This is a genomic window from Acinetobacter sp. AHP123, assembly GCF_023757925.1.
In the GTDB taxonomy this organism is placed as follows: domain Bacteria; phylum Pseudomonadota; class Gammaproteobacteria; order Pseudomonadales; family Moraxellaceae; genus Acinetobacter; species Acinetobacter oleivorans.
This window is the reverse complement of record NZ_CP092454.1, coordinates 1,017,107-1,039,752: the sequence shown is the minus strand read 5'-3', so window position 1 is coordinate 1,039,752 and position 22,646 is coordinate 1,017,107. Positions and strand designations below refer to the sequence as shown.

The 22,646-nt window shown below is 37.4% G+C and carries 22 protein-coding genes and 1 pseudogene; 18 read left to right on the top strand and 5 right to left on the bottom strand.

Going from position 1 to position 22,646, the window contains the following annotated elements; genetic code table 11:
- Positions 1 to 21: 21 nt before the first annotated feature.
- The 10 genes and pseudogenes from MJX77_RS04965 to MJX77_RS04920 form a co-directional block, all read left to right on the top strand.
- Positions 22 to 732 (top strand): GntR family transcriptional regulator, encoded by a 711-nt coding sequence (locus MJX77_RS04965; protein WP_068524002.1) that lies wholly within the window; start codon positions 22 to 24, stop codon positions 730 to 732.
- Positions 725 to 1,609, top strand: a complete 885-nt coding sequence (gene prpB / locus MJX77_RS04960) for a methylisocitrate lyase (RefSeq protein WP_003655707.1) — start codon at positions 725 to 727, stop codon at positions 1,607 to 1,609. The genes MJX77_RS04965 and prpB overlap by 8 nt, the downstream gene beginning before the upstream one ends.
- Before the next feature lie 66 nt (positions 1,610 to 1,675).
- Positions 1,676 to 2,833 carry a bifunctional 2-methylcitrate synthase/citrate synthase gene (prpC, locus tag MJX77_RS04955; protein WP_252060676.1) on the top strand — a complete coding sequence of 386 codons (1,158 nt, stop codon included), beginning with the start codon at positions 1,676 to 1,678 and terminating at the stop codon, positions 2,831 to 2,833.
- On the top strand, positions 2,833 to 5,439 hold the full coding sequence (gene acnD, locus MJX77_RS04950; protein ID WP_252060675.1) for a Fe/S-dependent 2-methylisocitrate dehydratase AcnD: 2,607 nt from the start codon (positions 2,833 to 2,835) through the stop codon (positions 5,437 to 5,439). Before prpC ends, acnD begins: the two co-directional genes overlap by 1 nt.
- Before the next feature lie 222 nt (positions 5,440 to 5,661).
- Positions 5,662 to 6,177 (top strand): hypothetical protein, encoded by a 516-nt coding sequence (locus MJX77_RS04945; RefSeq protein ID WP_252060674.1) that lies wholly within the window; start codon positions 5,662 to 5,664, stop codon positions 6,175 to 6,177.
- A gap of 338 nt (positions 6,178 to 6,515) precedes the next feature.
- Complete coding sequence (locus MJX77_RS04940; protein WP_252060673.1) at positions 6,516 to 8,075, top strand: DUF4365 domain-containing protein; 1,560 nt, start codon at positions 6,516 to 6,518, stop codon at positions 8,073 to 8,075.
- Positions 8,076 to 8,401: 326 nt separating this feature from the next.
- The gene (locus MJX77_RS04935) at positions 8,402 to 8,536 is read left to right on the top strand and encodes a zinc ribbon-containing protein (protein WP_004640417.1); all 135 of its coding nucleotides are present in this window, start codon (positions 8,402 to 8,404) and stop codon (positions 8,534 to 8,536) included.
- Between the two features lie 122 nt (positions 8,537 to 8,658).
- Positions 8,659 to 9,234 carry a DUF4126 domain-containing protein gene (locus MJX77_RS04930; RefSeq protein ID WP_252060672.1) on the top strand — a complete coding sequence of 192 codons (576 nt, stop codon included), beginning with the start codon at positions 8,659 to 8,661 and terminating at the stop codon, positions 9,232 to 9,234.
- Positions 9,235 to 9,678: 444 nt separating this feature from the next.
- Complete coding sequence (locus MJX77_RS04925) at positions 9,679 to 10,512, top strand: hypothetical protein (protein WP_252060671.1); 834 nt, start codon at positions 9,679 to 9,681, stop codon at positions 10,510 to 10,512.
- 169 nt (positions 10,513 to 10,681) lie between these two features.
- Positions 10,682 to 10,858 (top strand): annotated as a pseudogene (locus MJX77_RS04920) (DUF4126 domain-containing protein); the annotation flags it as partial.
- A gap of 253 nt (positions 10,859 to 11,111) precedes the next feature.
- On the opposite strand, the gene MJX77_RS04915 reads toward MJX77_RS04920, so the two are convergent.
- Positions 11,112 to 11,462: a hypothetical protein gene (locus MJX77_RS04915; protein ID WP_068612699.1), complete on the bottom strand. Its 351-nt coding sequence runs from the start codon at positions 11,460 to 11,462 to the stop codon at positions 11,112 to 11,114.
- 1,048 nt (positions 11,463 to 12,510) lie between these two features.
- On the bottom strand, positions 12,511 to 13,203 hold the full coding sequence (locus MJX77_RS04910; protein WP_252060670.1) for a tetratricopeptide repeat protein: 693 nt from the start codon (positions 13,201 to 13,203) through the stop codon (positions 12,511 to 12,513).
- Positions 13,204 to 13,465: 262 nt separating this feature from the next.
- On the opposite strand from MJX77_RS04910, the gene MJX77_RS04905 reads away from it, so the two are divergent.
- Genes MJX77_RS04905 through MJX77_RS04870 form a run of 8 tightly spaced genes read left to right on the top strand, consistent with a single transcriptional unit; the run spans position 13,466 to position 20,003 of the window.
- Positions 13,466 to 16,246, top strand: a complete 2,781-nt coding sequence (locus MJX77_RS04905) for a DUF2345 domain-containing protein (protein WP_252060669.1) — start codon at positions 13,466 to 13,468, stop codon at positions 16,244 to 16,246.
- An 8-nt stretch (positions 16,247 to 16,254) separates the two neighbouring features.
- A complete protein-coding gene (locus tag MJX77_RS04900; protein WP_198308189.1) occupies positions 16,255 to 17,499 on the top strand; it encodes a hypothetical protein in 1,245 nt (414 codons plus the stop codon).
- On the top strand, positions 17,499 to 17,855 hold the full coding sequence (locus MJX77_RS04895; protein WP_227602589.1) for a hypothetical protein: 357 nt from the start codon (positions 17,499 to 17,501) through the stop codon (positions 17,853 to 17,855). Before MJX77_RS04900 ends, MJX77_RS04895 begins: the two co-directional genes overlap by 1 nt.
- A 5-nt stretch (positions 17,856 to 17,860) precedes the next feature.
- Positions 17,861 to 18,217 (top strand): hypothetical protein, encoded by a 357-nt coding sequence (locus MJX77_RS04890; protein ID WP_252060668.1) that lies wholly within the window; start codon positions 17,861 to 17,863, stop codon positions 18,215 to 18,217.
- Positions 18,218 to 18,244: 27 nt separating this feature from the next.
- Positions 18,245 to 18,730, top strand: coding sequence for a hypothetical protein (locus MJX77_RS04885; protein ID WP_252060667.1), 486 nt, complete (start codon positions 18,245 to 18,247; stop codon positions 18,728 to 18,730).
- An 8-nt stretch (positions 18,731 to 18,738) separates the two neighbouring features.
- Complete coding sequence (locus MJX77_RS04880; RefSeq protein ID WP_151827195.1) at positions 18,739 to 19,149, top strand: hypothetical protein; 411 nt, start codon at positions 18,739 to 18,741, stop codon at positions 19,147 to 19,149.
- 55 nt (positions 19,150 to 19,204) lie between these two features.
- Positions 19,205 to 19,519: a hypothetical protein gene (locus tag MJX77_RS04875; RefSeq protein ID WP_151827209.1), complete on the top strand. Its 315-nt coding sequence runs from the start codon at positions 19,205 to 19,207 to the stop codon at positions 19,517 to 19,519.
- 25 nt (positions 19,520 to 19,544) lie between these two features.
- Positions 19,545 to 20,003, top strand: coding sequence for a hypothetical protein (locus tag MJX77_RS04870; protein WP_252060666.1), 459 nt, complete (start codon positions 19,545 to 19,547; stop codon positions 20,001 to 20,003).
- Between the two features lie 79 nt (positions 20,004 to 20,082).
- Here MJX77_RS04870 and MJX77_RS04865 read toward each other — a convergent pair whose 3' ends face one another.
- The 3 genes from MJX77_RS04865 to MJX77_RS04855 all read right to left on the bottom strand — a co-directional run bounded on the left by MJX77_RS04865 (position 20,083) and on the right by MJX77_RS04855 (position 22,566).
- Positions 20,083 to 21,153: a zinc-binding alcohol dehydrogenase family protein gene (locus MJX77_RS04865; RefSeq protein WP_252060665.1), complete on the bottom strand. Its 1,071-nt coding sequence runs from the start codon at positions 21,151 to 21,153 to the stop codon at positions 20,083 to 20,085.
- Positions 21,154 to 21,157: 4 nt separating this feature from the next.
- On the bottom strand, positions 21,158 to 21,775 hold the full coding sequence (locus MJX77_RS04860; RefSeq protein WP_252060664.1) for an FMN-dependent NADH-azoreductase: 618 nt from the start codon (positions 21,773 to 21,775) through the stop codon (positions 21,158 to 21,160).
- Between the two features lie 89 nt (positions 21,776 to 21,864).
- Complete coding sequence (locus MJX77_RS04855; RefSeq protein ID WP_252060663.1) at positions 21,865 to 22,566, bottom strand: SDR family NAD(P)-dependent oxidoreductase; 702 nt, start codon at positions 22,564 to 22,566, stop codon at positions 21,865 to 21,867.
- Between the last annotated feature and the right edge of the window lie 80 nt (positions 22,567 to 22,646).

Here is a 22,646-nt window from a genome sequence, read left to right as displayed (position 1 = left end):
TGATTAAAAATTGTCGACAATATGCAAGATTTGACCTACGCACCAGAGCCATTACAAAGTCAGGGAAGAACACTGACCGAGAATGTATTTAAACAAATACAGACGGCGATTGTTTTAGGTCAAATTCCGGCAGGTAGCAAAATTTCTGAACCTGAACTGGCGCGTACTTATGGCATTAGTCGTGGGCCTTTGCGTGAAGCAATTCATCGCCTTGAAGGGCAACGTTTGGTTGAGCGTACTGCTCATGTGGGCGCGCGCGTGGTTTCGCTCTCACTGCAACAGTTTAAAGAGCTTTACCAGATTCGTGCGTCTTTAGAAGGTTTGGCCTGTAATCTTGCTGCACAGCATATTGATAAAAAGCAAATCTTGGCGCTACGTGATGTATTGCGTATGCACGCTGAAGATGAAAACTTTAAAGCAGGTAAAGGATATTACTTGCAAGAAGGGCAGGACGATTTTCACTACTGCATTATCAAAAGTAGTGGCAATAAAACCCTAGAAAAAATGCTATGCGATGAGCTTTATCACCTCATCCGTATGTACCGAATTCAATTTTCAAACACACCCGATCGACCGAGCAAAGCTTGGGACGAACACATCCGTATTTTAGATGCAATTGCAGAAGGCGATGGTGAACTTGCCGAGCTGCTCATGCATCGACATATCAATGCTTCTTACAAAATTATTGAGCAAACACTGCTACAAGCACAAGGAGAACATAACAATGGCTAAACAATCCGCAGGTCAGCTATTTCGCGATGCAGTAGCCCAAGAAAAGCCATTACAAGTGGTTGGAACCATCAACGCCAATCATGCACTTTTGGCAAAACGTGCAGGTTATAAAGCGATTTACTTATCAGGTGGTGGTGTAGCCGCTGGTTCTTTAGGCTTACCTGATTTGGGAATTAGTAACCTTGATGATGTGTTGACAGACGTACGCCGTATTACTGATGTATGTGATCTTCCATTATTGGTCGATGCCGACACAGGTTTTGGTGCTTCTGCATTTAACATTGCCCGTACTACAAAAGCACTGATCAAGTTTGGTGCTGCGGCAATGCACATTGAAGACCAAGTTGGCGCAAAACGTTGTGGTCACCGTCCGAACAAAGCCATTGTGACTCAAGAAGAAATGGTTGACCGTATTAAAGCTGCGGTTGATGCGCGTGGTGATGACAGCTTCGTAATTATGGCGCGTACCGATGCATTGGCTGTAGATGGCTTACAAGCTGCAATTGACCGTGCAGGTGCCTACATTGAAGCGGGTGCAGACATGTTGTTCCCTGAAGCAATTACCGAGCTTGATATGTACAAGCAATTTGCTCAGACAACTGGTGCACCAATTTTGGCAAATATTACCGAGTTCGGTTCTACACCACTATTTACTACTGAAGAGTTAGCATCTGCTGATGTAAGCCTTGCGCTTTATCCGCTTTCTGCTTTCCGTGCCATGAACAAAGCAGCCGAAACTGTGTATGAAACCTTGCGTAAAGAAGGTACTCAAAAGAACGTAGTTGATATTATGCAAACGCGTAAAGAGTTATATGAACGCATTAACTACTATGCGTTTGAAGACTACTTAGACAACGCATTTGCTAAAAAGAAATAAGAAGTAAAACACGGTACATATGCCGTGTTTCCCAAATAATTTAAATAGATAGGAAAGGACAATCTTATGAGCTCAAATGAAACAACAACAGGCTTCAAACCAAAAAAATCAGTTGCACTTAGCGGACAAGTTGCAGGCAACACAGCACTATGTACCGTAGGACGTAGCGGTAACGACTTACACTATCGTGGCTATGACATTCTTGACCTTGCAGCGGGTAGCCAGTTTGAAGAAGTTGCTCACTTGCTCGTACATGGCAAATTACCAAACAAAGCTGAACTCAAGGCGTATAAGGCAAAATTAAAAGCACTTCGTGGCTTACCGGCAGCACTTAAAACTGCACTTGAGCAATTACCACCGTCTGCACACCCAATGGATGTGATGCGTACAGGTGTATCAGTGCTAGGTTGTTTAACGCCAGAACACGAAGACCATAACGAAGCTGGCGCAAAAGACATTGCTGATAAATTAATGGCAAGCTTAGGCTCAATGCTGCTTTATTGGTACCACTTCAGCAACAACGGTCGTCGTATTGAAACTGAAACAGATGACGACTCAATTGCAGCGCATTTCTTACATTTACTTCATGGCGAAAAACCATCTGAAGAATGGATTCAAGCAATGCATACATCTCTTATTTTGTATGCTGAGCACGAGTTCAACGCATCTACATTTACCTCACGTGTGGTTGCAGGTACAGGTTCTGACATGTACTCAGCAATTACTGGTGGTATTGGTGCGCTTCGCGGACCTAAGCACGGTGGTGCGAACGAAGTTGCATTCGTGATTCAACAACGTTACGACAACGCAGACGAAGCAGAAGCTGACATTCGTAAGCGTGTTGAAAATAAAGAAGTCGTAATTGGCTTTGGTCACCCTGTATATACAGTTTCTGACCCACGTAATGAAGTGATCAAGAAAGTGGCGCATGACTTAGCACAAGCACAAGAGAACACCAAAATGTACCTCATTGCTGAGCGTTTAGAAGCAGTGATGAAAGAAGTGAAAAACATGTTCCCGAACCTCGACTGGTTCAGTGCAGTGAGCTATCACTTAATCGGTGTTCCAACTGCGATGTTCACACCATTGTTCGTAATTGCACGTACAGCAGGCTGGTCAGCGCACGTGATTGAACAACGCCAAGACGGCAAAATCATTCGTCCAAGCGCGAACTACACAGGCCCTGAAAACCTCAAATTCAAACCATTGGCGGAGCGTGGTTAATGAACACAAAATACCGTAAACCGCTGGCAGGTACCCAGCTTGAATATTACGACGTGCGTCAAGCCGTTGAAGATATTCAGCCAGGCGCATACGAAAAACTGCCTTACACCTCTAAAGTACTTGCAGAGCAATTGGTACGCCGTGCCGATGCCGAGAACTTAACTGCTTATTTAACGCAGTTAATTGAGCGCCGTCAGGACTTGGACTTTCCTTGGTACCCAGCGCGCGTGGTGTGTCATGACATCTTGGGGCAAACTGCATTGGTTGACCTTGCAGGTTTACGTGATGCGATTGCAGACAAAGGTGGTGACCCATCTAAAGTTAACCCAGTTGTGCCAACACAGCTTATTGTTGACCACTCTTTAGCGGTGGAATATGGCGGTGCTGACCCAGACGCTTTTGCGAAAAACCGTGCTGTTGAAGACCGTCGTAATGAAGACCGTTTCCACTTTATTGAGTGGACTAAAACAGCATTTAAAAATGTCGATGTGATCCCTGCGGGGAACGGCATCATGCACCAGATTAACCTAGAAAAAATGTCTCCAGTTATTCAGGCGCGTGATGGCGTGGCATTCCCAGACACATGTGTCGGTACAGACTCACACACACCACATACAGACGCTTTGGGCGTAATTTCTGTGGGTGTCGGTGGTTTAGAAGCTGAAAACGTAATGTTAGGCCGTGCATCTTGGATGCGTCTACCAGACATTATTGGTGTTGAGTTTGTAGGTCAGCGTCAGGCAGGCATTACTGCAACGGATATCGTACTTGCTTTAACCGAGTTCTTGCGTAAAGAGCGCGTAGTGGGTGCTTACCTTGAGTTCTTTGGTGAAGGTGCTGACAGCATGTCTGTAGGCGACCGTGCAACCATTTCGAACATGACACCAGAGTATGGCGCTACTGCTGCGATGTTCTACATCGACCAAAACACAATCGACTACTTACACCTCACAGGTCGTGAAGATGCTCAAGTGGCATTGGTTGAACAGTACGCAAAAGAAATCGGCCTTTGGGCATCTGACATGACCAAAGCAGAGTACCCACGTGTACTTCGTTTTGACCTATCAAAAGTAACACGTAACATTGCTGGTCCATCAAACCCACATGCACGTGTTTCAACTGCGGACTTAAAAGAAAAAGGTATTGCGGGTGTTGTTGAAAACCGTTCTGACGGCTTAATGCCAGATGGCGCAATTATTATTGCTGCAATTACTTCATGTACCAATACTTCTAACCCACGTAACACTGTGGCGGCAGGCTTGTTGGCACGTAAGGCAAATGAGCTAGGTTTGGTTCGTAAACCTTGGGTGAAATCATCATTTGCACCGGGTTCAAAAGCGGCTGCACTTTATCTTGAAGAAGCAGGTGTTCTAAAAGACTTAGAACAACTTGGTTTTGGTATTGTGGCTTATGCTTGTACGACGTGTAACGGTATGTCGGGTGCGTTAGATCCAGTCATTCAGCAAGAAATTATTGACCGTGACTTGTACGCAACAGCAGTACTGTCTGGTAACCGTAACTTCGATGGTCGTATCCATCCATATGCAAAACAAGCATTCTTGGCATCTCCACCGCTTGTCGTAGCTTATGCAATTGCAGGTACGATTCGTTTTGACATCGAAAAAGATGCGTTAGGTCATGACAAAGAAGGTAACCCGATTTACCTCAAAGACATCTGGCCATCTGACGCTGAAATTGATGCCTTAGTTAAAGAAGCTGTGAAACCTGAACAGTTCCGTAAAGTCTACATTCCAATGTTTGACCTAGGTGTAACGGAAGAAGCTGAAAGTCCGCTTTATGACTGGCGTCCACAAAGTACTTACATCCGTCGTCCACCATATTGGGAAGGGGCGTTGGCTGCACCACGTACTTTGGCGAACATGCGTCCACTTGCGATTTTGGGTGACAACATCACCACCGACCACTTGTCGCCTTCAAACGCGATTTTGATGGACTCGGCTGCGGGTGAATATCTTCACAAAATGGGCGTACCAGAAGAAGACTTCAACTCATATGCAACGCACCGTGGTGACCATTTGACTGCACAACGTGCAACATTTGCCAACCCGAAACTCTATAACGAAATGGTGGTTCGCTCAGACGGCACCATTAAGCAAGGTTCAAAAGCGCGTGTAGAGCCAGAAGGCGAAGTAATGCGTATGTGGGAAGCAATTGAAACCTACATGAACCGTAAACAGCCGTTAATTATTGTTGCGGGTGCTGACTACGGTCAGGGTTCAAGCCGTGATTGGGCTGCGAAAGGTGTACGCCTTGCAGGTGTTGAAGCGATTGTGGCAGAAGGTTTTGAGCGTATTCACCGTACTAATTTGGTGGGTATGGGCGTATTACCGCTTGAGTTTAAACCGGGTGTAAACCGCAAAACTTTGAAGCTAGATGGTACAGAGCTTTATAGCGTGATTGGTAATATTGCACCGCGTTCGACTTTAACCTTAGTGATTGAACGTGCCACAGCGGATGGTAAAGAAGAGATTCTTGAAGTGCCTGTGACTTGCCGTTTAGATACAGAAGAAGAAGTTTCTGTATATGAAGCGGGCGGTGTATTACAGCGTTTTGCACAAGACTTTTTAGAAGGCCAAGTGGCTTGATACTTTAGTTGAAAGCTGTTGATTTGATTTAATAAAGACCCTACTTTAGAGTGGGGTTTTTTATTTATTTACACATAGTTAATTAATTATAAAAAATGACTGCATATATTATATTTTTTTAAAATTATTTTATTTTTGTCATCAAATTCTCTTTAACTTACATTAAGATACGCGGCGCTTAGACTTAAATATAAATCACAATAGATTTCTTGGAAAATATCAATGCGTAACTTATTCATTATTTCAATTTGCTCTCTTATATTAACTGCTTGTGGGACGATGCCTTATGTAAGTACAGAGTACCCTCTGCGTGCAGGTTTAATTCAACCTGTGAAGGTCATTGGCAAGGCTGATGTGACCAATGCTCAAACTTCAGATGAACGAGTGATTGTATATTCTTATATGGGCACAAAACTGGACTCTAGCATCAAGGCTATTACAGAAACGATGGTACAACAGACTCAAAAGGAACTATTGAAAAACGGTCAACCTGTTGATGGTAGTGGAACGAAATCGATTGCGATTAAAGTAAATTCGTTACGTAGTACCTACACCAATCTGCTTTTCTGGCGCAGTAAAATTAAATTCGAAGCGACTTTAGGAAATGGACAAACTATTCCATTTACAGTTGCTCATACGAGTGGTGTGTTAGTACAAGATTTAAATGGATGTATTGCAGAAGGGGTAATGACTTTACTCAATGATGCACGTGTAAGAAGTTATTTAGCAGAAAAATAAGAATATAAAAAAAGCCCGACATCCTGTCGGGCTTTTTCGTATTTGGTTGCTAGATATGACTCCTGTCGTATCTCACGCTCCTAGTGCATGAACCTATTATTGTTGTTTTGTGTTCCGGAACATCCTGTTCCTGTATGAACTCATCATAGGAAAAAAGCGGGAATTCGCCAATCCGCTAAATCCCTAAAAGTTTGTAGGTTAAAGCGTACAAAAATGGAATTGTGGAAGATTTTTTAGAAGTTTAAGTGGCTTGATATTTAGTCTATAACTGATTGAAAACTATTCAAAAGAGTTCTATCTTTATGAGAGGGGTTTTGATGGATTGTATTTGAGAGTATATGCGAGATTTAGGACAATTAGGTGAAAGCACTTTTGCAATGTGGTGTGCTCAAGTTGGATTAATTGCTAATGGTTCAGCAATTGATAAAACAGGATGGGACTACTATGTAGAATTCCCAATATCTTCAAATATAACTACTCATGAATTACATAAATCAGCTTTTGAATGTAAAGTTCAGGTTAAAGCAACGGATAAAAGGGATAGAAAACTCGCTATAACAGTATCAAATCTTAGACGGATGGCAACTGTGCAAATGCCAGCATTTTACGTTTTTCTAGAATTTGATGGGAAGAATGAAGCAAAAAATGCATTTGTTTTACATATAGATAATGAGTTGGTTTATAAAATTCTTAAAAGAGTTCATCAAATAGAACAAAGTGAAAAAAATAAGGATTTAAATAAAAAGACAATTACTCTTACTTATAGTGAACAGCATAGAATTGAAAAATTAGATGGTAAAAATCTAAAACAAAATTTGTTGAAATATATCGGTGAAAACTATGCTGATTATATAGCTAGTAAAAATAAATATTTACAAGAGTGTGGTTTTGAAGATGGGTACGGAACAGTTCAATTCTCTCTTGAAGGTGAAGATGGTATTCGGAAAATTATTGATGCTTCTTTAGGATTGGAAAAGGATGTAGAAGTTCAAAATTTAATTAATATCGAAAAGAGATTTGGTATTCCTTCTAAAAAGTCTAATTTTGAAATACCTAACGCAAAATTAAGTTTGGGTATGCAACCACCCAAAAAAGGAAAAATTAGATTTAAAGAAGATAGTCTCTCTAGTGGCTTAGTTTTTGATATAGATTTTTATAACTCACCTTTTAGTTTTAATGAGTTTAGGAAATTTGCAAAATTTCGAGTTGTTGGAGATTTCTTTGACATGACTTTTGAGCCATATAAAAAACAATCTAATTATAAGTTTAACTTTGGTGAAGATAGAAGATTTGAGTTAAAGAAACTAAAAGATGCTATTGGCTTAATTGAATTGATGAGTAGAGATAGTCAAAATACTCTTATGGAATTAGAAATAAAAAATTTTGAGCCTTTAATATTTGATTTAAAAACTAAATTCATTAAAAGAGAGTTAACTATATTTGATGCTTTATTGAATAAAATATTAGAAATATGTTTTCAAGCAAAAATTTATGATGAAATATGTATTTCTCTACAGGAATTATATAATTATAAAAATGAAATTGAACAATTTCATACTATAATTACTAAAACTAATAAGTGTGATTTTCGGGTCGATTTAGAGGTAGAAAGAAAACACATATTTGAATTTGAGAAAACCACATCAACTTCAGCTATATTTTGCAGGTTAGGTAGTCATGTTATAGGTGCAATCCTAACTCTTATTGGAGAACCTAACGAGTTATCAGAAAATAAATTTAGAATTGATAATGGCGAACTTGTGATAGAAAGAACTCTTATATTTACTCGAAGTAATGAAAATATTAATGAAGAAATTAGTAGAGTAATACAAAACACGATAAGTAAATATACAGATGAATACGACGTTTTCTATAACTGGGATACAGGTGCTGTATAAAATAAAAACATAAAAAAAGCCCGACATCCTGTCGGGCTTTTTCGTATTTGGTTGCTAGATATGACTCCTGTCGTATCTCACGTCCTGATGCATGAACCTATTATTGTTGTTTTGTGTTCCGGAACATCCTGTTCCTGTATGAACTCATCATAGGAAAAAAGCGGGAAGTCGCCAATCCGCAAAATCCCTAAAAGGTTGTAAGATAAATCGTACAAATAACATTTTTTGCATTTATGCCATCATCATTGGGCGAAATGGACAATTGACAATCACTCTAACTGGGTTATATTCCTGTTTAATATCTATACGATTATAGGAATGCAATCATGGTAACAGCTGGCGAAAAACCCGGAACAGGCTTCTATTTCTGCGCTCAATGTGGCCAGAGAGTGTTTTTAGAAATTAATACAGATCGTTTACCACCATGCACTAAATGCTATTGCACTGAGTTTAAACGTTAAGAATAAAATAATATTTGCGTTCGCATTTAACAAAAAGCCCTGTCACCCGATGGGGCTTTTTGCTAATTTAAAAATAAGACTTACATAACAAGACCCGTGATGGGCATGAAAAGGAAACCGTTATGGAAACTATATTGGGTTTATGTATTGGCGTGGGTTTGAGCGCTGCCTGCGGTTTTCGCGTGTTTGTGCCGCTATTGGTCATGAGCATTGCAACAATGATGGGATGGTTTGAGCCATCAAAGGGTTTTGAGTGGTTAGCCATGCCATCGGTTTGTTTGGCTTTAGCTGTGGCAACCGTCTGTGAAGTTGCTGCTTATTATATTCCGTGGGTCGACAACGCTTTAGACACAGTCGCGACTCCTGCGGCCATGATTGCGGGTACGTTAACGACCATGGCTGTGAGTAGTGGTGAAATGTCACAGTTCGCAGGTTGGGCGGCAGCGATTATTGTGGGCGGTGGTACGGCTGGTGTGGTGCAAATGAGTACCGTTGCTGCACGTGGTGTTTCAACTGCAACTACGGGTGGCTTAGGAAATTTTGTTGTCGCTACAGGGGAGTGGATTGGAGCAATCTTACTTTCAGTTTCAGCCATGTTAGTGCCTGCGCTTGTTGCGGTAGTGGTGCTGATAGCGATTATTTTAGCGGTACGTTGGATCCGTCATAAAAAGCAAGAACAGGCGCATAGTCCTCTATAGGTTTAGCCTAAACATATTTTAAATAGCAATAAAAAAAGCCCAACATCCTGTTGGGCTTTTTCGTATTTGGATACTAGATATGACTCCTGTCGTATCTCACGCTCCTGGTGCTTGAACCTATTATTGTTGTTTTGTGTTCCGGAACATCCTGTTCCTGTATGAGTTCATATTAAGAAAAAAGAAGGATGTCGCCAATCCGCAAAATCCCTAAAAGTTTGTAGGATAAAACGTACAAAATTAAATTGTAGAAGTGTCTCTGACTTGCCGTTTAGATGCAGAAAAAGAAATTTCTGGATATAAAGTCGGAGGTATACTGTGGTGTTTTACTCTTTCTCTTCTTGGAAAGCCAACAAGAGAAAGAGTAATTAATGGCTTAATTTAAAGTATTTGAAATTGCTTAAAAAAGACCCTACATTTATGTGGTTTTTTTGAAAGGCATAAATTGTGATTGATAAAGAAGTAATTACTTTAAACTCGATTAAGGAGTTATTTGATAAAGCTAATTTAGACTACACAAATTTATCAATAGGTTATGTTGATAATACAAATTTTATAAGCTTTTTTGACCTTAATCCTAATGCTTATCTTTCTTTTGCAAAGCTAGATTTAAAACAGAAAGATGAAAGAGGATTAATCAATGCTCTATCAAATTCTAAGAGAGCTATTGATTGCTTGGTCGAGAATACATTAAAAAATTTTAATATAAACTTAAAAAAAATTCCAAAAGCTGCGTTAAGTTTTTGTGAAGATGTTTTAGAAGAAGATAATAGAAATATTAGTCCTATCTCATTGCGTTTGTTTTGTGCTTTAGGCTTATCTCCAAATTTACTTATAACTGAAGTAAGAAATTTAAGAAATAGAATTGAACATGAGTTCAATATTCCTGAAAAAAAAGATGTGATGCGAGCTTATGAAGTTGCTGAACTGTTAATTAATAATATAAAAGCTAAAGAAATTTATTCTTGTAAAATTGATATTTCAGATATTCACAAGCATGGAGATTTATCATGGGATCATTTTTCAGGATTAGTGTTTAGTTCACCTTATAGACTTAGTCAAAAAGAAATAGGATATTTTGGCTTAGAATATCGGGATAAAAATGGATATGATTATTTATATAAATTTGATCAGGAGGATAAAGAATATTATTATTTTCTTAAAGCTATGTTTATAGCTGAATTTGATTCAGAAGAGTTGATATATTGTATTGAAAAAATTCTAAATATAATCAATCCTGAGTTGGATTTAGGGAAAATTAATTTAAATTTAAGAGGATAGAATCAATTATATAAAATTGAGATCTCTAGTTTTTTATGAAAATTAATCGATTGGTAAGTATATGTGTATTTTTGCTGACTCCTGTTATCACAAAATAGACTCTATAAACTCAAAAGCTTCCCTATACTCTGTTCACCATTTCTAAAACAAATGGATAACAAAAATGGTAACAGCTGGCTTGGGTAATTTTGTCGTTGCGACACGTGAGTGAATAGGAGCGATCTTACTCTCGGTTTTTGCTATGTGAGTGTCTGCACTTGTTGCAGTAGTGGTGCTGATTGCGGTTATTTTAGCAGTACGTTGGATACGCGATAAAAAGCAAGAACAGGCACATAGTCCTCTATAGGTTTAGCCTAAATATATTTTAAACAGCAATAAAAAAAGCCCGACATCCTGTTGGGCTTTTTCGTATTTGGTTGCTAGATATGACTCCTGTCGTATCTCACGCTCCTGGTGTATGAACCTATTATTGTTGTTTTATGTTCCGGAACATCCTGTTCCTGTATGAACTCATCATAGGAAAAAAGCAGGAAGTCGCCAATCCGCAAAATCCCTAAAAGTTTGTAGGTTAAAACGTACAAAAATGGGTATGGTTATTCTTATATAAACGGATTTTCAGTTTCCCAAGGCTTGCTGCTAAAAATAATTTGGCCATTTTCAACACAGAGGATCCACGTATAGAAATACTCTTCTCCTAAACCTCGACATTCAAAATTTGCATTTGGAAATAGAGCGGTAATTTTTTCTATTATTATTTCGCAATAAATAGGGTCAATATGAAGGTCTGCATGACCATTAGCAAAGGCACTCACTAAGTCATTATAAAGATCTTCATGAGTTGCACCTTCAGCTAGCATAGTTAATATTTCTAGGATCTTTGGCTTTTCAGTAGATAAATCAATCGTGTCAAAATCTGTATAACGGACTTGTAGTTCTGTATAAAAACTCATTTTTATTAGCTCTATGATATTAATCGTAAAAAATACTACTTATTAAACATGACTTTATCGTTAAAAAAGAGTTGAGTATAGAAATATCTAAACTATAAGAGTTCAAATTTCTTAAAAATATTCTTCTTTAGGCCCCTGTGCCACAACAGACTTTAATCTTTTGCGCTGATTTAAAGTAAAACACCATTGCAACACAGAGATAAAGAGCTAAGCCAACGCTTAGCCCAGACTACTTTCGTCACAACGCTGCATGACGCTGAAAAAAGTAGGGGCAAAGTCCCGTGGGAGAACAGGACTTTACAAACTGAAAAACCGTAGCTGCTTAGAATGAAATTTAAAGCCAAAATAGGTTTATAAATTGTCATATTATTCTCATAATGATTTATATCTATGAGTAGAATAAAAATATAATTGGTTTTAAGGATTAAAATAATTTTTAGGTAATAATTAATCCTCCCATAAAAATAGGAAAATAAAATAATTAAATTTTTAAAATAAAAATAATTTATAAATTTAAAAAATAGACAATCGGAAACCTAAATTTTAAATAAATAAAATAATTAAGCAGGAGAGGGAATAAGTTTGAAAAATGTCATGGTCAACTCCTTATAATTTATGGAGTCCTACCACCAGATTACCGCGAATTAATTTATGGTGGTAGAACGAAAGAGGGTTGACAGACTGGAAACAAAGGAACCAGCACACACAAAGGTGTCCCCCTTCCGCCCTACCATAGAGAAAAAGGGGGCGAACGAGTTCCCGACACACAAAATAAGAATTTTGCACATCGTCTTTGTTATTCGCGGTCTGTCATAACCGACTGGCAATGTAGGCCAGCAACGAGATAATAATCGGTGATTTTAATTACGTCAATTTAATATTTAGAATATTTTTGATTTAATAATAAAACTAAATTTATTTTTAAAATAATAGGATTAATATTTATATTTAATTAGAAAAAATAAATAATAAAATGAATTGTAAGTGTAATGTTGTTAATAATAGAGATTCATCATCTTATAAATAAAATATTATAAAGATGGTTGTCTTATTCTAAACTTTTAAGCATTTCTTTAGCATCAACATCGCCTGCATTGGCAGCTTGCTGAAACCATTTCTTTGCCAGTTGTAGGTTTTTCGGCGTGCCTTCACCGTTTAAATACATCTGAGCCAAGTTGTATTGGGCATCGCTCTCATTGTGTTCAGCCGCTTTGGTGTACCACTTAAGCGCTTGCTCATCGCTTTGTGAAACGCCGTGACCTTTTTTATATAGTTGAGCTAAATTATATTCTGCGGGTGGGTAGCCTTGGTTGGCAGCACGACTGAACCACTCAAACGCTTGCACATAATTTTGCGCAGTTCCTTCACCTCTGTCGTATAACACCCCTAAGTTATATTGCGCTTTAGCATGGCCCTTGGCCGCAGCCTTGGTGAAATAATCAAAAGCGCGCTTGGCATCTTTTTCTACACCCGTGCCTGTGTAATACATCATCCCTAAACTATATTTTGCCCCCACGCTTCCATTTTGGTCAGCCGCAGTTAGCCATTTAAACGCTTGCTCAAAATTTTTAACAACGCCTTGTTCGCCGCTTAAAAGCATCATGCCAAGATGATATTGAGCAACAGCTTGCCCTTGTTCTGCACGATATTGAATATCGGCCACACTCGGTTCAGCAAATGCAGGAGAATGAAGTGAAAAAATCACCGTAAATATATAAAAAGCAGACTTTTTTATTTTCATATCTCATCCTGAATTTTATTAATTTTAATATTTATTTTTCTTTAATATCTATTTGAATATAAAAGAAAAATATTAAATATGTTTGGGTGGTTTATAGCACTTTAAAATGAGTAAATTTTACGGATTAAATACCCATTTAATAACAAATTAACTTAAAACCGCATATTTAGACTAGTTACATTTTGAAAATGAGTATAGATAGACAGATTAGTCTTTTTTTAATTAAAATGCGGCCTAAATATAAGTTTGATTGATAATAAAAATGCAGATGAGTGTGTCGAGTATATTGGAGCGTTTAGGCCTTGTTTCACAAAATCGCGCTGTTCATATCCAATTCTCAAATCAGTCTTTAAATCAGCAAGTCTTCTTACAACGTATTGAAGGCGAGCATACGCTCAACCAAGGTAGCGTTGCTGAATTACTGTGTCTGTCGACGAACGCGCATATTGCATTAAAACAATTTATTGGCTGTCAGGTTGCTGTTGATCAGGTCACTGACACAGGCCAGTTTTTTAGAACAACAGGCATTATTACCGAAGCAAGCCAAGGGCAAAGCGACGGCTCACTCACCATTTATAATTTAACTTTAAAAGACCCAACTGCACTCTGGCATAAACGCCGTAATAGCCGTGTGTTTATGAATAAAAGCGTGCGGGATATTAGCGAAATTCTGTTTAAAGAATGGCAAGGGAAAAGTCCGTTATTTGCCTCAAGTCTGACGCTCGACACAGCAGGCTTAACGAAAGACTACGATGTGCGTCCATTTGTGATGCAGTCAAATGAAAGCGATTATGACTTTTTAACCCGTTTGTGGCGTAGTGAAGGCATTAATTGGCTGGTCGATGAATCTCAGCTTTTTGTCACCGACCCGAATGCGTCCATTCAGCCACAAGTGTTACGTTTAATTGACGATAACCAAAACTATCAGGCGCTTGAACGACGTAGTTTGCGCTACCAGCGTAGCAGTGCTACAGAACAGTTTGATACCATTACTCAGGTTAAAGCTGAGCGCCGCTTACAACCAACCTCTGTTCATGTGCAACACTGGCAAGCCGATGCCCTACAACAAGAAGAAGGCAGTGGCAGCGTACAAGGTAAGCAGCAGCACAGCGAACACTATGACAATGCCAGTCTGAACCTTGAAGATGCATGGCATGTTAGCCCCGCTTGGATGCAAGACTTAAAGGGTGAAGACCAAGCCACCGCTTCTGGTAATAGCCAGATTGAACAATTGAACCAGCACATTAATGCGTATTATCACCTAAGTTCTAAACAGTTTACCGTTTCAGGTAATGTTCGTGATGCACAGGTGGGTTATTGGTTTGAACTCAATGACCACCCAGAACTCGATCAACACGACAGTGCCGATAAAGAATTCTTAATCTTAAGCAAGCACTACTATAACCAAAATAATTTACCGAAAGAGTTACAACAGCAACTTGAGCGTCTGTTGCCAAAAGACAAGCTCAAGGTAGCTCAACTAGATAGCCAAAACCCTGAGCAGCGCCACTTTGCTGAGCTGAATGTCGTTCGACGAAATATTAAAGCTGTGCCTGAATATAACCCGCTAGAACACCGACCAGCAGCTTACCCGCAGCGCGCTAGAGTGGTGGGACTGGAAGGCGAAAGCATTCATGTCGATCAGTGGGGACGCATTAAAGTCCGTTTCTTGTTTACCCGAACTGACGACCATAGTCATGATGGGGGAGCAGGCAGTAACGACAATGACACCGACTCGGCTTGGGTCGACGTACTCACTCCGTGGGCAGGTGCAGGTTATGGGGCACGCTTCTTACCTCGCGTGGGTGAGATCGTGGTGATTGACTTCTTTGACGGCAACATTGACCGCCCATTTGTAGTTGGACGTATTCACGAAGCCGAACGGCATCCAACCCAGTTCGACCAGAAAGGCCAGCTACCTGACACTAAAAAACTCAGCGGCATTCGTTCAGAAGAAGTCGATGGCAAAGGCTTTAACCAACTCCGTTTTGATGACACGACAGGCCAGATCAGTGCCCAGCTCCAAAGCAGCCATGCGGCCAGCCAACTCAACTTGGGTAACTTAAGCCATCCAAAAGACAACGCGGAAAGTGATGGCCGTGGTGAAGGTTTTGAACTTAGAACAGACCAATGGGGTGCAGTTCGAGCAGGCAGTGGTTTACTCATTAGCACCTATAAACAGGACCAAGCTCAAGGTGTACACTTTGATGCAAATGAGGCCAAACAACAAATAGAAGGCGGCCTTAGCAATGCCAAGGCACTCAGTGAAGTAGCTAAAAATCAGCAAACTGACCCGTTAGAAAATTTAGAAAACCTAAAGTCGTTTATTGAAAAACTTGAGCAGCAAGACAATGCAAAAGCCAAATCGTTTAAAGAAGCGATTATGCTGCTAGCGAGCCCAAATAGCATCGCGCTGAGCAGTAATGAAGACATTCACCTCAGTGCAGATGGGCAGCTAAATCAAACTGCTGGAGACAGCATTAATCTGTCTACTCAAAAGAACTTGATTGCACATGCTCAAAATAAAATTAGCCTTTTTGCGGCTCAAGAAGGGGCAAGACTCTATGCAGGTAAAGGCAAAGTCGAAATACAAGCACAAGGCGATGGTGCAGATTTAATTGCTCGTAAAGCTGTACAGATTATTTCGGCAGAAGACAAAATTGAGGCGACGGCAGCCAAAGAAATTGTACTCACCGCAGGCGGTTCTCAAGTCAAAATTACTGGGTCGGGCATTTTTATGACCACCGGCGGTAAGTTTGAGGTGAAGGCTGGACAGCATTTGTTTATGGAGGGCGGGAGTGCGAATGCAAATGTTCCTGCGTTGCCTGTATTAGGAGAAATTAATAAATATAACTTGAGATATTTTTTGCAAGATAAAGATGGCAATAACTTTGCAAATCATAAATATATCGCTTTCTTACCTAATGGAGATATTGTAGAAGGTCGTACGGATGATAAGGGATATACAGATCTATTTAAATCCTACCAACCAGAAGAGATATCACTTCATTTATTTAAAGATGAAAAAATTGATATAGAGTAAAAATAATAATGGCAAAGTATTATCCGTATGTTGTTTTGGAAACAAATGTAAAACCTACCTTATTAAAGTATAGATTGTACGTTTACAATACCGTAAAAAATAAGGCAGAAACTTCGATACTTTTTACAAGTAAGGAATTCAAAAAAGTAGGAAATAATCTTTATCAAACAAGATCTGCCGAGATAGATGGTAGTAAGTTAGGTATTGAAAATATAAGAGACTGTGTAATTCTTTTTGACTTATATCGATTGAGTATCAGTGGGAAAGAAGCTTTAGTATTAAGTAATTATATTGTGCCAGATAAGATCGAGTCTTATCCTTCTGCAAGTTTTAGCCAAAATAATAAGATATCTAAAGTGCAATACAATGAAGCAAGTAAGGTCACTAAAGTTGTTGAAGAGAGTAAGTCTAAAAATACGTTCCAGCTAAATTTGAGCAGAGAAAGAATTTTTCAATGTATAGATCCTGGCTGTAGGCCTGGGGAAGCGAAAGACCCATTTTCAAAAATACAAATTGAAGCAGGTTTACAAGCTAGATTAAATGAACCTTTTCCAGATCAAGATTTTACTTCATTATGTGGCCCAGCAGCATACTTTTTTTGTCTGCTCAATTTAAGTCCTGTGAAATATAAGGTAGCAGTAAAGCAACTTTGGGAAAATGGTAGTACAAAAATAGGCGGACTTGAAATTAAGCCCTCTCCCAATGGAAGTCGAAGAGTTAAAAATTTTTATCGTAAAAATGATATTCCTAAAATTCCACCAATTGATTGGATAACTTTAGCTAGTTTAAGGGAGTCTGAAAATATAGCTTTATCGCTAAATGATCCAGATAAGGAAGTGGCAGGTATTACTACTTGGATGGAGTTAGGACGATGGTTCAAAGTCACTGGTTTTAAAGATGTCAAAACTTTTCCATTTTATATAAATGGATATAACCCTAGTTTAGTGAATGAACTGAACCAGTATGCTGGAGCAGACTATTATGTTATCAGTTTGATTTCTGCAAGTATTTTAGATAGTGGTACTAGTTCAGGAACGCAAATTTTTCCAGATCATTGGATAGTTTGGACTGATAAATTAAAGGATATAAATGGAAAAATTATTGACGGTACAGCCGACCCCTATAAAACTGAAGTTAGATTAAAAATGTTTACATGGGGTGAAAATAGACAAAGACTTAGAAAAAATCTTTCACTTTATGATTTTGAAAAGAAAGTATTTTTCTCGTTGGTGGTAAAAAAGGAGTTTTTTTAATGAAAATTAAGATATTAGGTTTAACCCTTATAGCTTTAAATGTGGCTGGTTGTGGAGAAAAATATACTATTCAGCCGAATGAGCTCTCTATAGCTCATGTTAATAAATCATATTCCCAGAATATAAAAATTACTGGCGGAAAAGTAGTGGATAAGTACTTTGAAATAGAGACTAATATGCCTGATGATTTAGGATTGAAAATTCAACCGAACAATGATACTAGCGGTTTTAATGACTTCTCAATTAAAGGTATTCCCAAATATAAAGGTGAATATACAATAAATATTTCAACAGGTTTTTATGGCGGTGGTAGTGACGAACTGAATAAAAAATATAAATTAATTATTGTAGAATAAAATGGATGTATAAATATTTGTTAATTGTGCTCAGCCTTTATGGATGTACAGGAAAAGATTATCCAGTTGAGCCCAATCAAATCCCTGCAGGTACAGTGGGTAAGTTATATAATCAAAAAATAGATGTAAGTGGAGGTGTGGTTATACCTTATACTTTACAAATTACCACAGATTTTAAAGAAGATATGGGAGTTGTTATTAAACCAATAAATCAAGAGGCTTCTGATGCATATAATCATTTAGTTATTTACGGAGTTCCAAAATATAGTGGTGATTTTGAAATTAAAATCTCTGGTGGAATATATGGTAGTGGTGATGGAAAATTTACAAAGGAATATACTTACAAAGTTAATTCTAAATAAAATATTTCAAAGATTTATAAATAATTTATGAGAAATTTTTTAATTATTTTATCCATTTTATTGTCAAGTTGTAATCCTTTAGCCAAAAATGAGAAAGAAAATTTTAAAGATATGGCCCTTAAGAATTTAACTTATTCTCATATGGATGGTATGAGTGGTGATATTTTTAAATTTAATTTAGAAACAACTGATGATTTAAAGAATGTTTATCAAAACGGTAATTATAAATATTCACATTTTAAGTGCGATAATATTAAAAATTATCTTATTGTAGGTGCTATCTCAGTCGAAGGAGAAAAGTTAAAGAATGGAAAACATACTTTGTCTGGATACTTCAAAGTTTGCGAAGATGAATCAATGAATGTATGTATCGCTAAGAACCAATTGGAAAAATTATTAACTAGCAATATGTCGTGTAGAGTAGTCTTTGGTGGCTTATTACAAAGCAGTAAAGTTGTGGCAGATAATATTTTAATATCAAAAGAAGCTATAAGAAAATCCAATTTCCAATAAAGTTTTAAATGAAAAAATTTCTTTACTTATCAGGGCTAATTTTTTTAACTGGATGTAGTGAAAAAATTTCAAATTTCACAATAGATCATATTATGAAAAGTAATGAAAAATTAAATTTTGCTATGAAAATTGAAGATAAGGACGTTTTAAATAAAATAAAAAAATCATCATCAAAAAAGTTCATTTGTGAAAATATGATTGATCCTCAGCAAATATTAGATGTGGATGTCGATAGATTTGAGAATAATCAAATTGAGGTATCTGTAGAGTTCTGCACAAATAATGATAATAGAAGCTGTGAACCTATAGATATCAGTTCAGTTAAAAAAATCAACTTAGAATGCCAAGCAATTTTCTCTGCAATGATTAGTAATGTGTCTAAATCAGAAAAATTTCCAATTGTATGGGAAGAAAAATAACTTGTTTAAAAATCTGAAACTTAACTTGATAACTTTAGGTGTTCCCTGTTTACTTATGGCAGGATGTGGTCACGAATATACAATTGAGCCTGAAAGGCTTCCAGTAGCCTATGTAGGAAAGGCATATAATCAGACATTAAAAATTACTGGTGGTAAAGTCTCTGAGCAACATTTTGAATTAAATTCTAATATTCCAGAAAATCAGGGTGTTAAAATTACTCCGGTAGATGATATAGATGGATACAATCATATAAAAATAGAGGGTATTCCTAAATATAAAGGAAGATACAAAATTGTAATGAATGCATATTTTTATGGACGAGGCGATGACAAGCTAACTAAGACCTATGAATTTGTAGTTAAAGAATAAAAGATATCTTTAATAAGAAGTGGATATGAAAAAGAATTTATTAATTACCGTATTATTTTTACTTTTCATCATACAGTCCTTAATAAACTATTACTTCTGGAATCGTACAAAAACACCAGAAATTCATGTTCTAGAGAAACCTTTACGAATAGCATCAAATTTCGATAATTCTGCACCATACACAATGCTTCCTGCAGGAACTGTTCTATATGATGACAGAGACTCTTTAAATAGAAGAGTTATGGTTTATTTCAACTTGCAAGGTGTTGATTTTAAATTTGAAGAACAAGATCCAGATATCCTGAAGCAACCTAGTGAAGTACGCTCTATTAGAAGCACAGAGCTAAGTGATATTTTAAAAACTATTCCTTTAACTAAGAAAGATATTTATTTAATCATTAAACATGATGACAGTATAAATGACTCTGTACGCTCTATTTTATTTAAAAAATACAAAATTGATCCTTCACAGTATGAAAAATAATTAAATAATTTTGTGCCAAAAACGATAAATATTAAAAAAGTAGAAGAAGCGTAATTGATTACGCTTCTTCTACTTTTATTTAATTAGCCTTTTCATTAACCACTACAATCTTACCAATTGTCTTATTTGACTCAATCAACAGATGTGCTTGTTTGATGCTTTTAGCATTAATAGGATATAGAGATGTAAGTCTTGGTGAAATAATAATATTTTGATCAATTAGCTTTGCAATATGACCTAAAATTTCAGACTGTTTTGCCATATCTGGGGTTTGGAAACTGGATCGAGTGAACATAAGTTCCCAATGAAATGACAAACTCTTTTTCATCAATAGATTGAAATCTTGTGGATGAGAAAAAGGCACAATACTGCAAATTTTTCCAAATGGCCGAGTCATGTTAGATAATTGGTCAAAATATGAATCTGGTGAGTTACAGATCAAGACATAGTCGACCTCAGAGTAACCCAATTGGGCTAATTGAGTAGTGATGTCCTGAGTGTGATCTATAATATGGTCTGCTCCTAATTTTCTACACCAATTGCTTGTTTCTTGCCGTGAAGCAGTAGTGATAACAGTTAACTGCGGTACAAGTTTAGCAAGTTGGATTGCCATTGAACCGACACCACCAGCACCACCAATCACCAGCAAAGATCTTGGTTGGTTTTCATCATCTTCTAAAAGAAGATCTATATGGTTCGTGTTAATTTGAACTGATAACCTTTCAAATAACGCTTCCCAAGCGGTTAAAGATACTAAGGGTAGAGCAGCGGCATCTTCTAAAGAGATACTCTGAGGTACGTGAGCAATTAGTCTTGAGTCAATTGCATGGTAAGCACAATTTCCCCCAGATCGATTGATATCACCTGCATAATAAACCGTATCTCCAATTTTGAATTTTCCAGAGACTTTAGAGCCAATTTCAATGATTGTTCCTGCAACATCCCATCCTAGAACTGTAGTTTGGTTATCTTTCGTTTTTCTACGTCGCGCACGCGTATCGGCAGGGTTAATTGAAATTGCTTGAACTTTAACAATAACATCGTGAGGCAGGGCTTGTGGGTAAGGAATTTGAACATCCATAAACGAATCTGGATGCTCAAGTTCTAATGGCTCACAAATAGCAACTGCATAATTTATTTTGCTATTCATAGTCTTACGCGATCAGCTTCTCGACATCACTCATCACATCTTGCTTTGTTTTCTCATAATCTGTATTCACTACTGTAGGTGAAATATGGATATTCTCAATATCACTTACACCAATAAACTTTAACCAGTCATTAAGATAAGGCGTTGCAAAGTCAGAACCGAAATTATTAGAAATACCTTGGTAATACACACCACTAGCAATCACGACATATGCTTTTTTATGATTTAGCAAGCCTGTGTAACCAGTAGAAGGATCAAAACCAAAGGCCCAACTAGGCTGAGTTACGACATCGATAAACTGTTTTAAGATGTAAGGAATGTTATTGTTCCAAAGAGGTACGTTAAATACATAGATATCGGCAGATGCAAAGCGGTTATAAACCTCTTTAATTTTTGTCCATGCTTCTTTTTCTTTAGAGTTTGAATCTTGTCCTGTAAATAATGCCATTTTGGCACCCACAGCATTTTTATCGAACGCAGGTAGATCATCTTCAAAAAGATTAAATTCATCAACAACCAAATCAGCGTGCTTTATTTTAAGCTGAGTAATTACTTGTTCAGCAATAAGTAAAGACTGACTATTCTCACCACGAGTTGATGAGTTGATATGAAGGACTTTCATAGTTTTCTCTATATTAGAAATATTTTAATGTATTGTTATTTAATAAATAATTTTAAATTCATTAAATAAATTTTTCATCAGGAATTGTTTTAGGCAGCTTGAATTGCTTCACCACAAAGAGAGACAGTTTCTTGTTTATGTTGATGTAAATACCAGAACTGCTCTGCAATCGTTTCTGGATGTACCGTGTAGCTTTTATCTTGTGCGCCCGGTGTTCCATCAACAAAGCCATTCACAATGACTTGGCTCACGTAAACATTTGAGTCAGCGAGACTATGAGCAAGTAAGTTGGTGGTTTTATATTGAGCGGCGGCTGCAATTGCTAAAGATGAATATTCTTTGGCAACTAAATCTATTCCCACTGCATCGAACGCAAAAATTCCATTGGTTGATAAAATACTACCGTTATTCTTTTCTAAATCACGTAGGCAAGCTTGTACCGTAGCAATATAGCTTGAGACACGAATATGGAAGCTTTGGGTGAGGTCTAGCGGATTGGTTTCTAAGATGTTGCCTTCAATATCATGGAAAGCGTTCCAATGAATATTTTTAATCTCTCCGAATTGGTCTTTAATACGTTTTACGAGATTTGGTATGTCTTCCAGAACTGCTAAATCACATGTAAAAGCATAAGCTTCTATACCTTGTGTTTTCAGTTCTAGAATGGCCTTCTCGAGTTTTTCAGCATTTCTTGCCACTAACCCGATTTTATAGCCTTCTTTACCAAACTTATGTGCTACGGCTTTGGAAATACCTGTTCCATAGCCAAAAATTATAATATTTTTGTTCATTATAAAGTTCCAAAAAAACCAACTATTTGGTTGGAAATATTTTATAATATGTTTTAATAATATATGCAAGTTAAAAATAA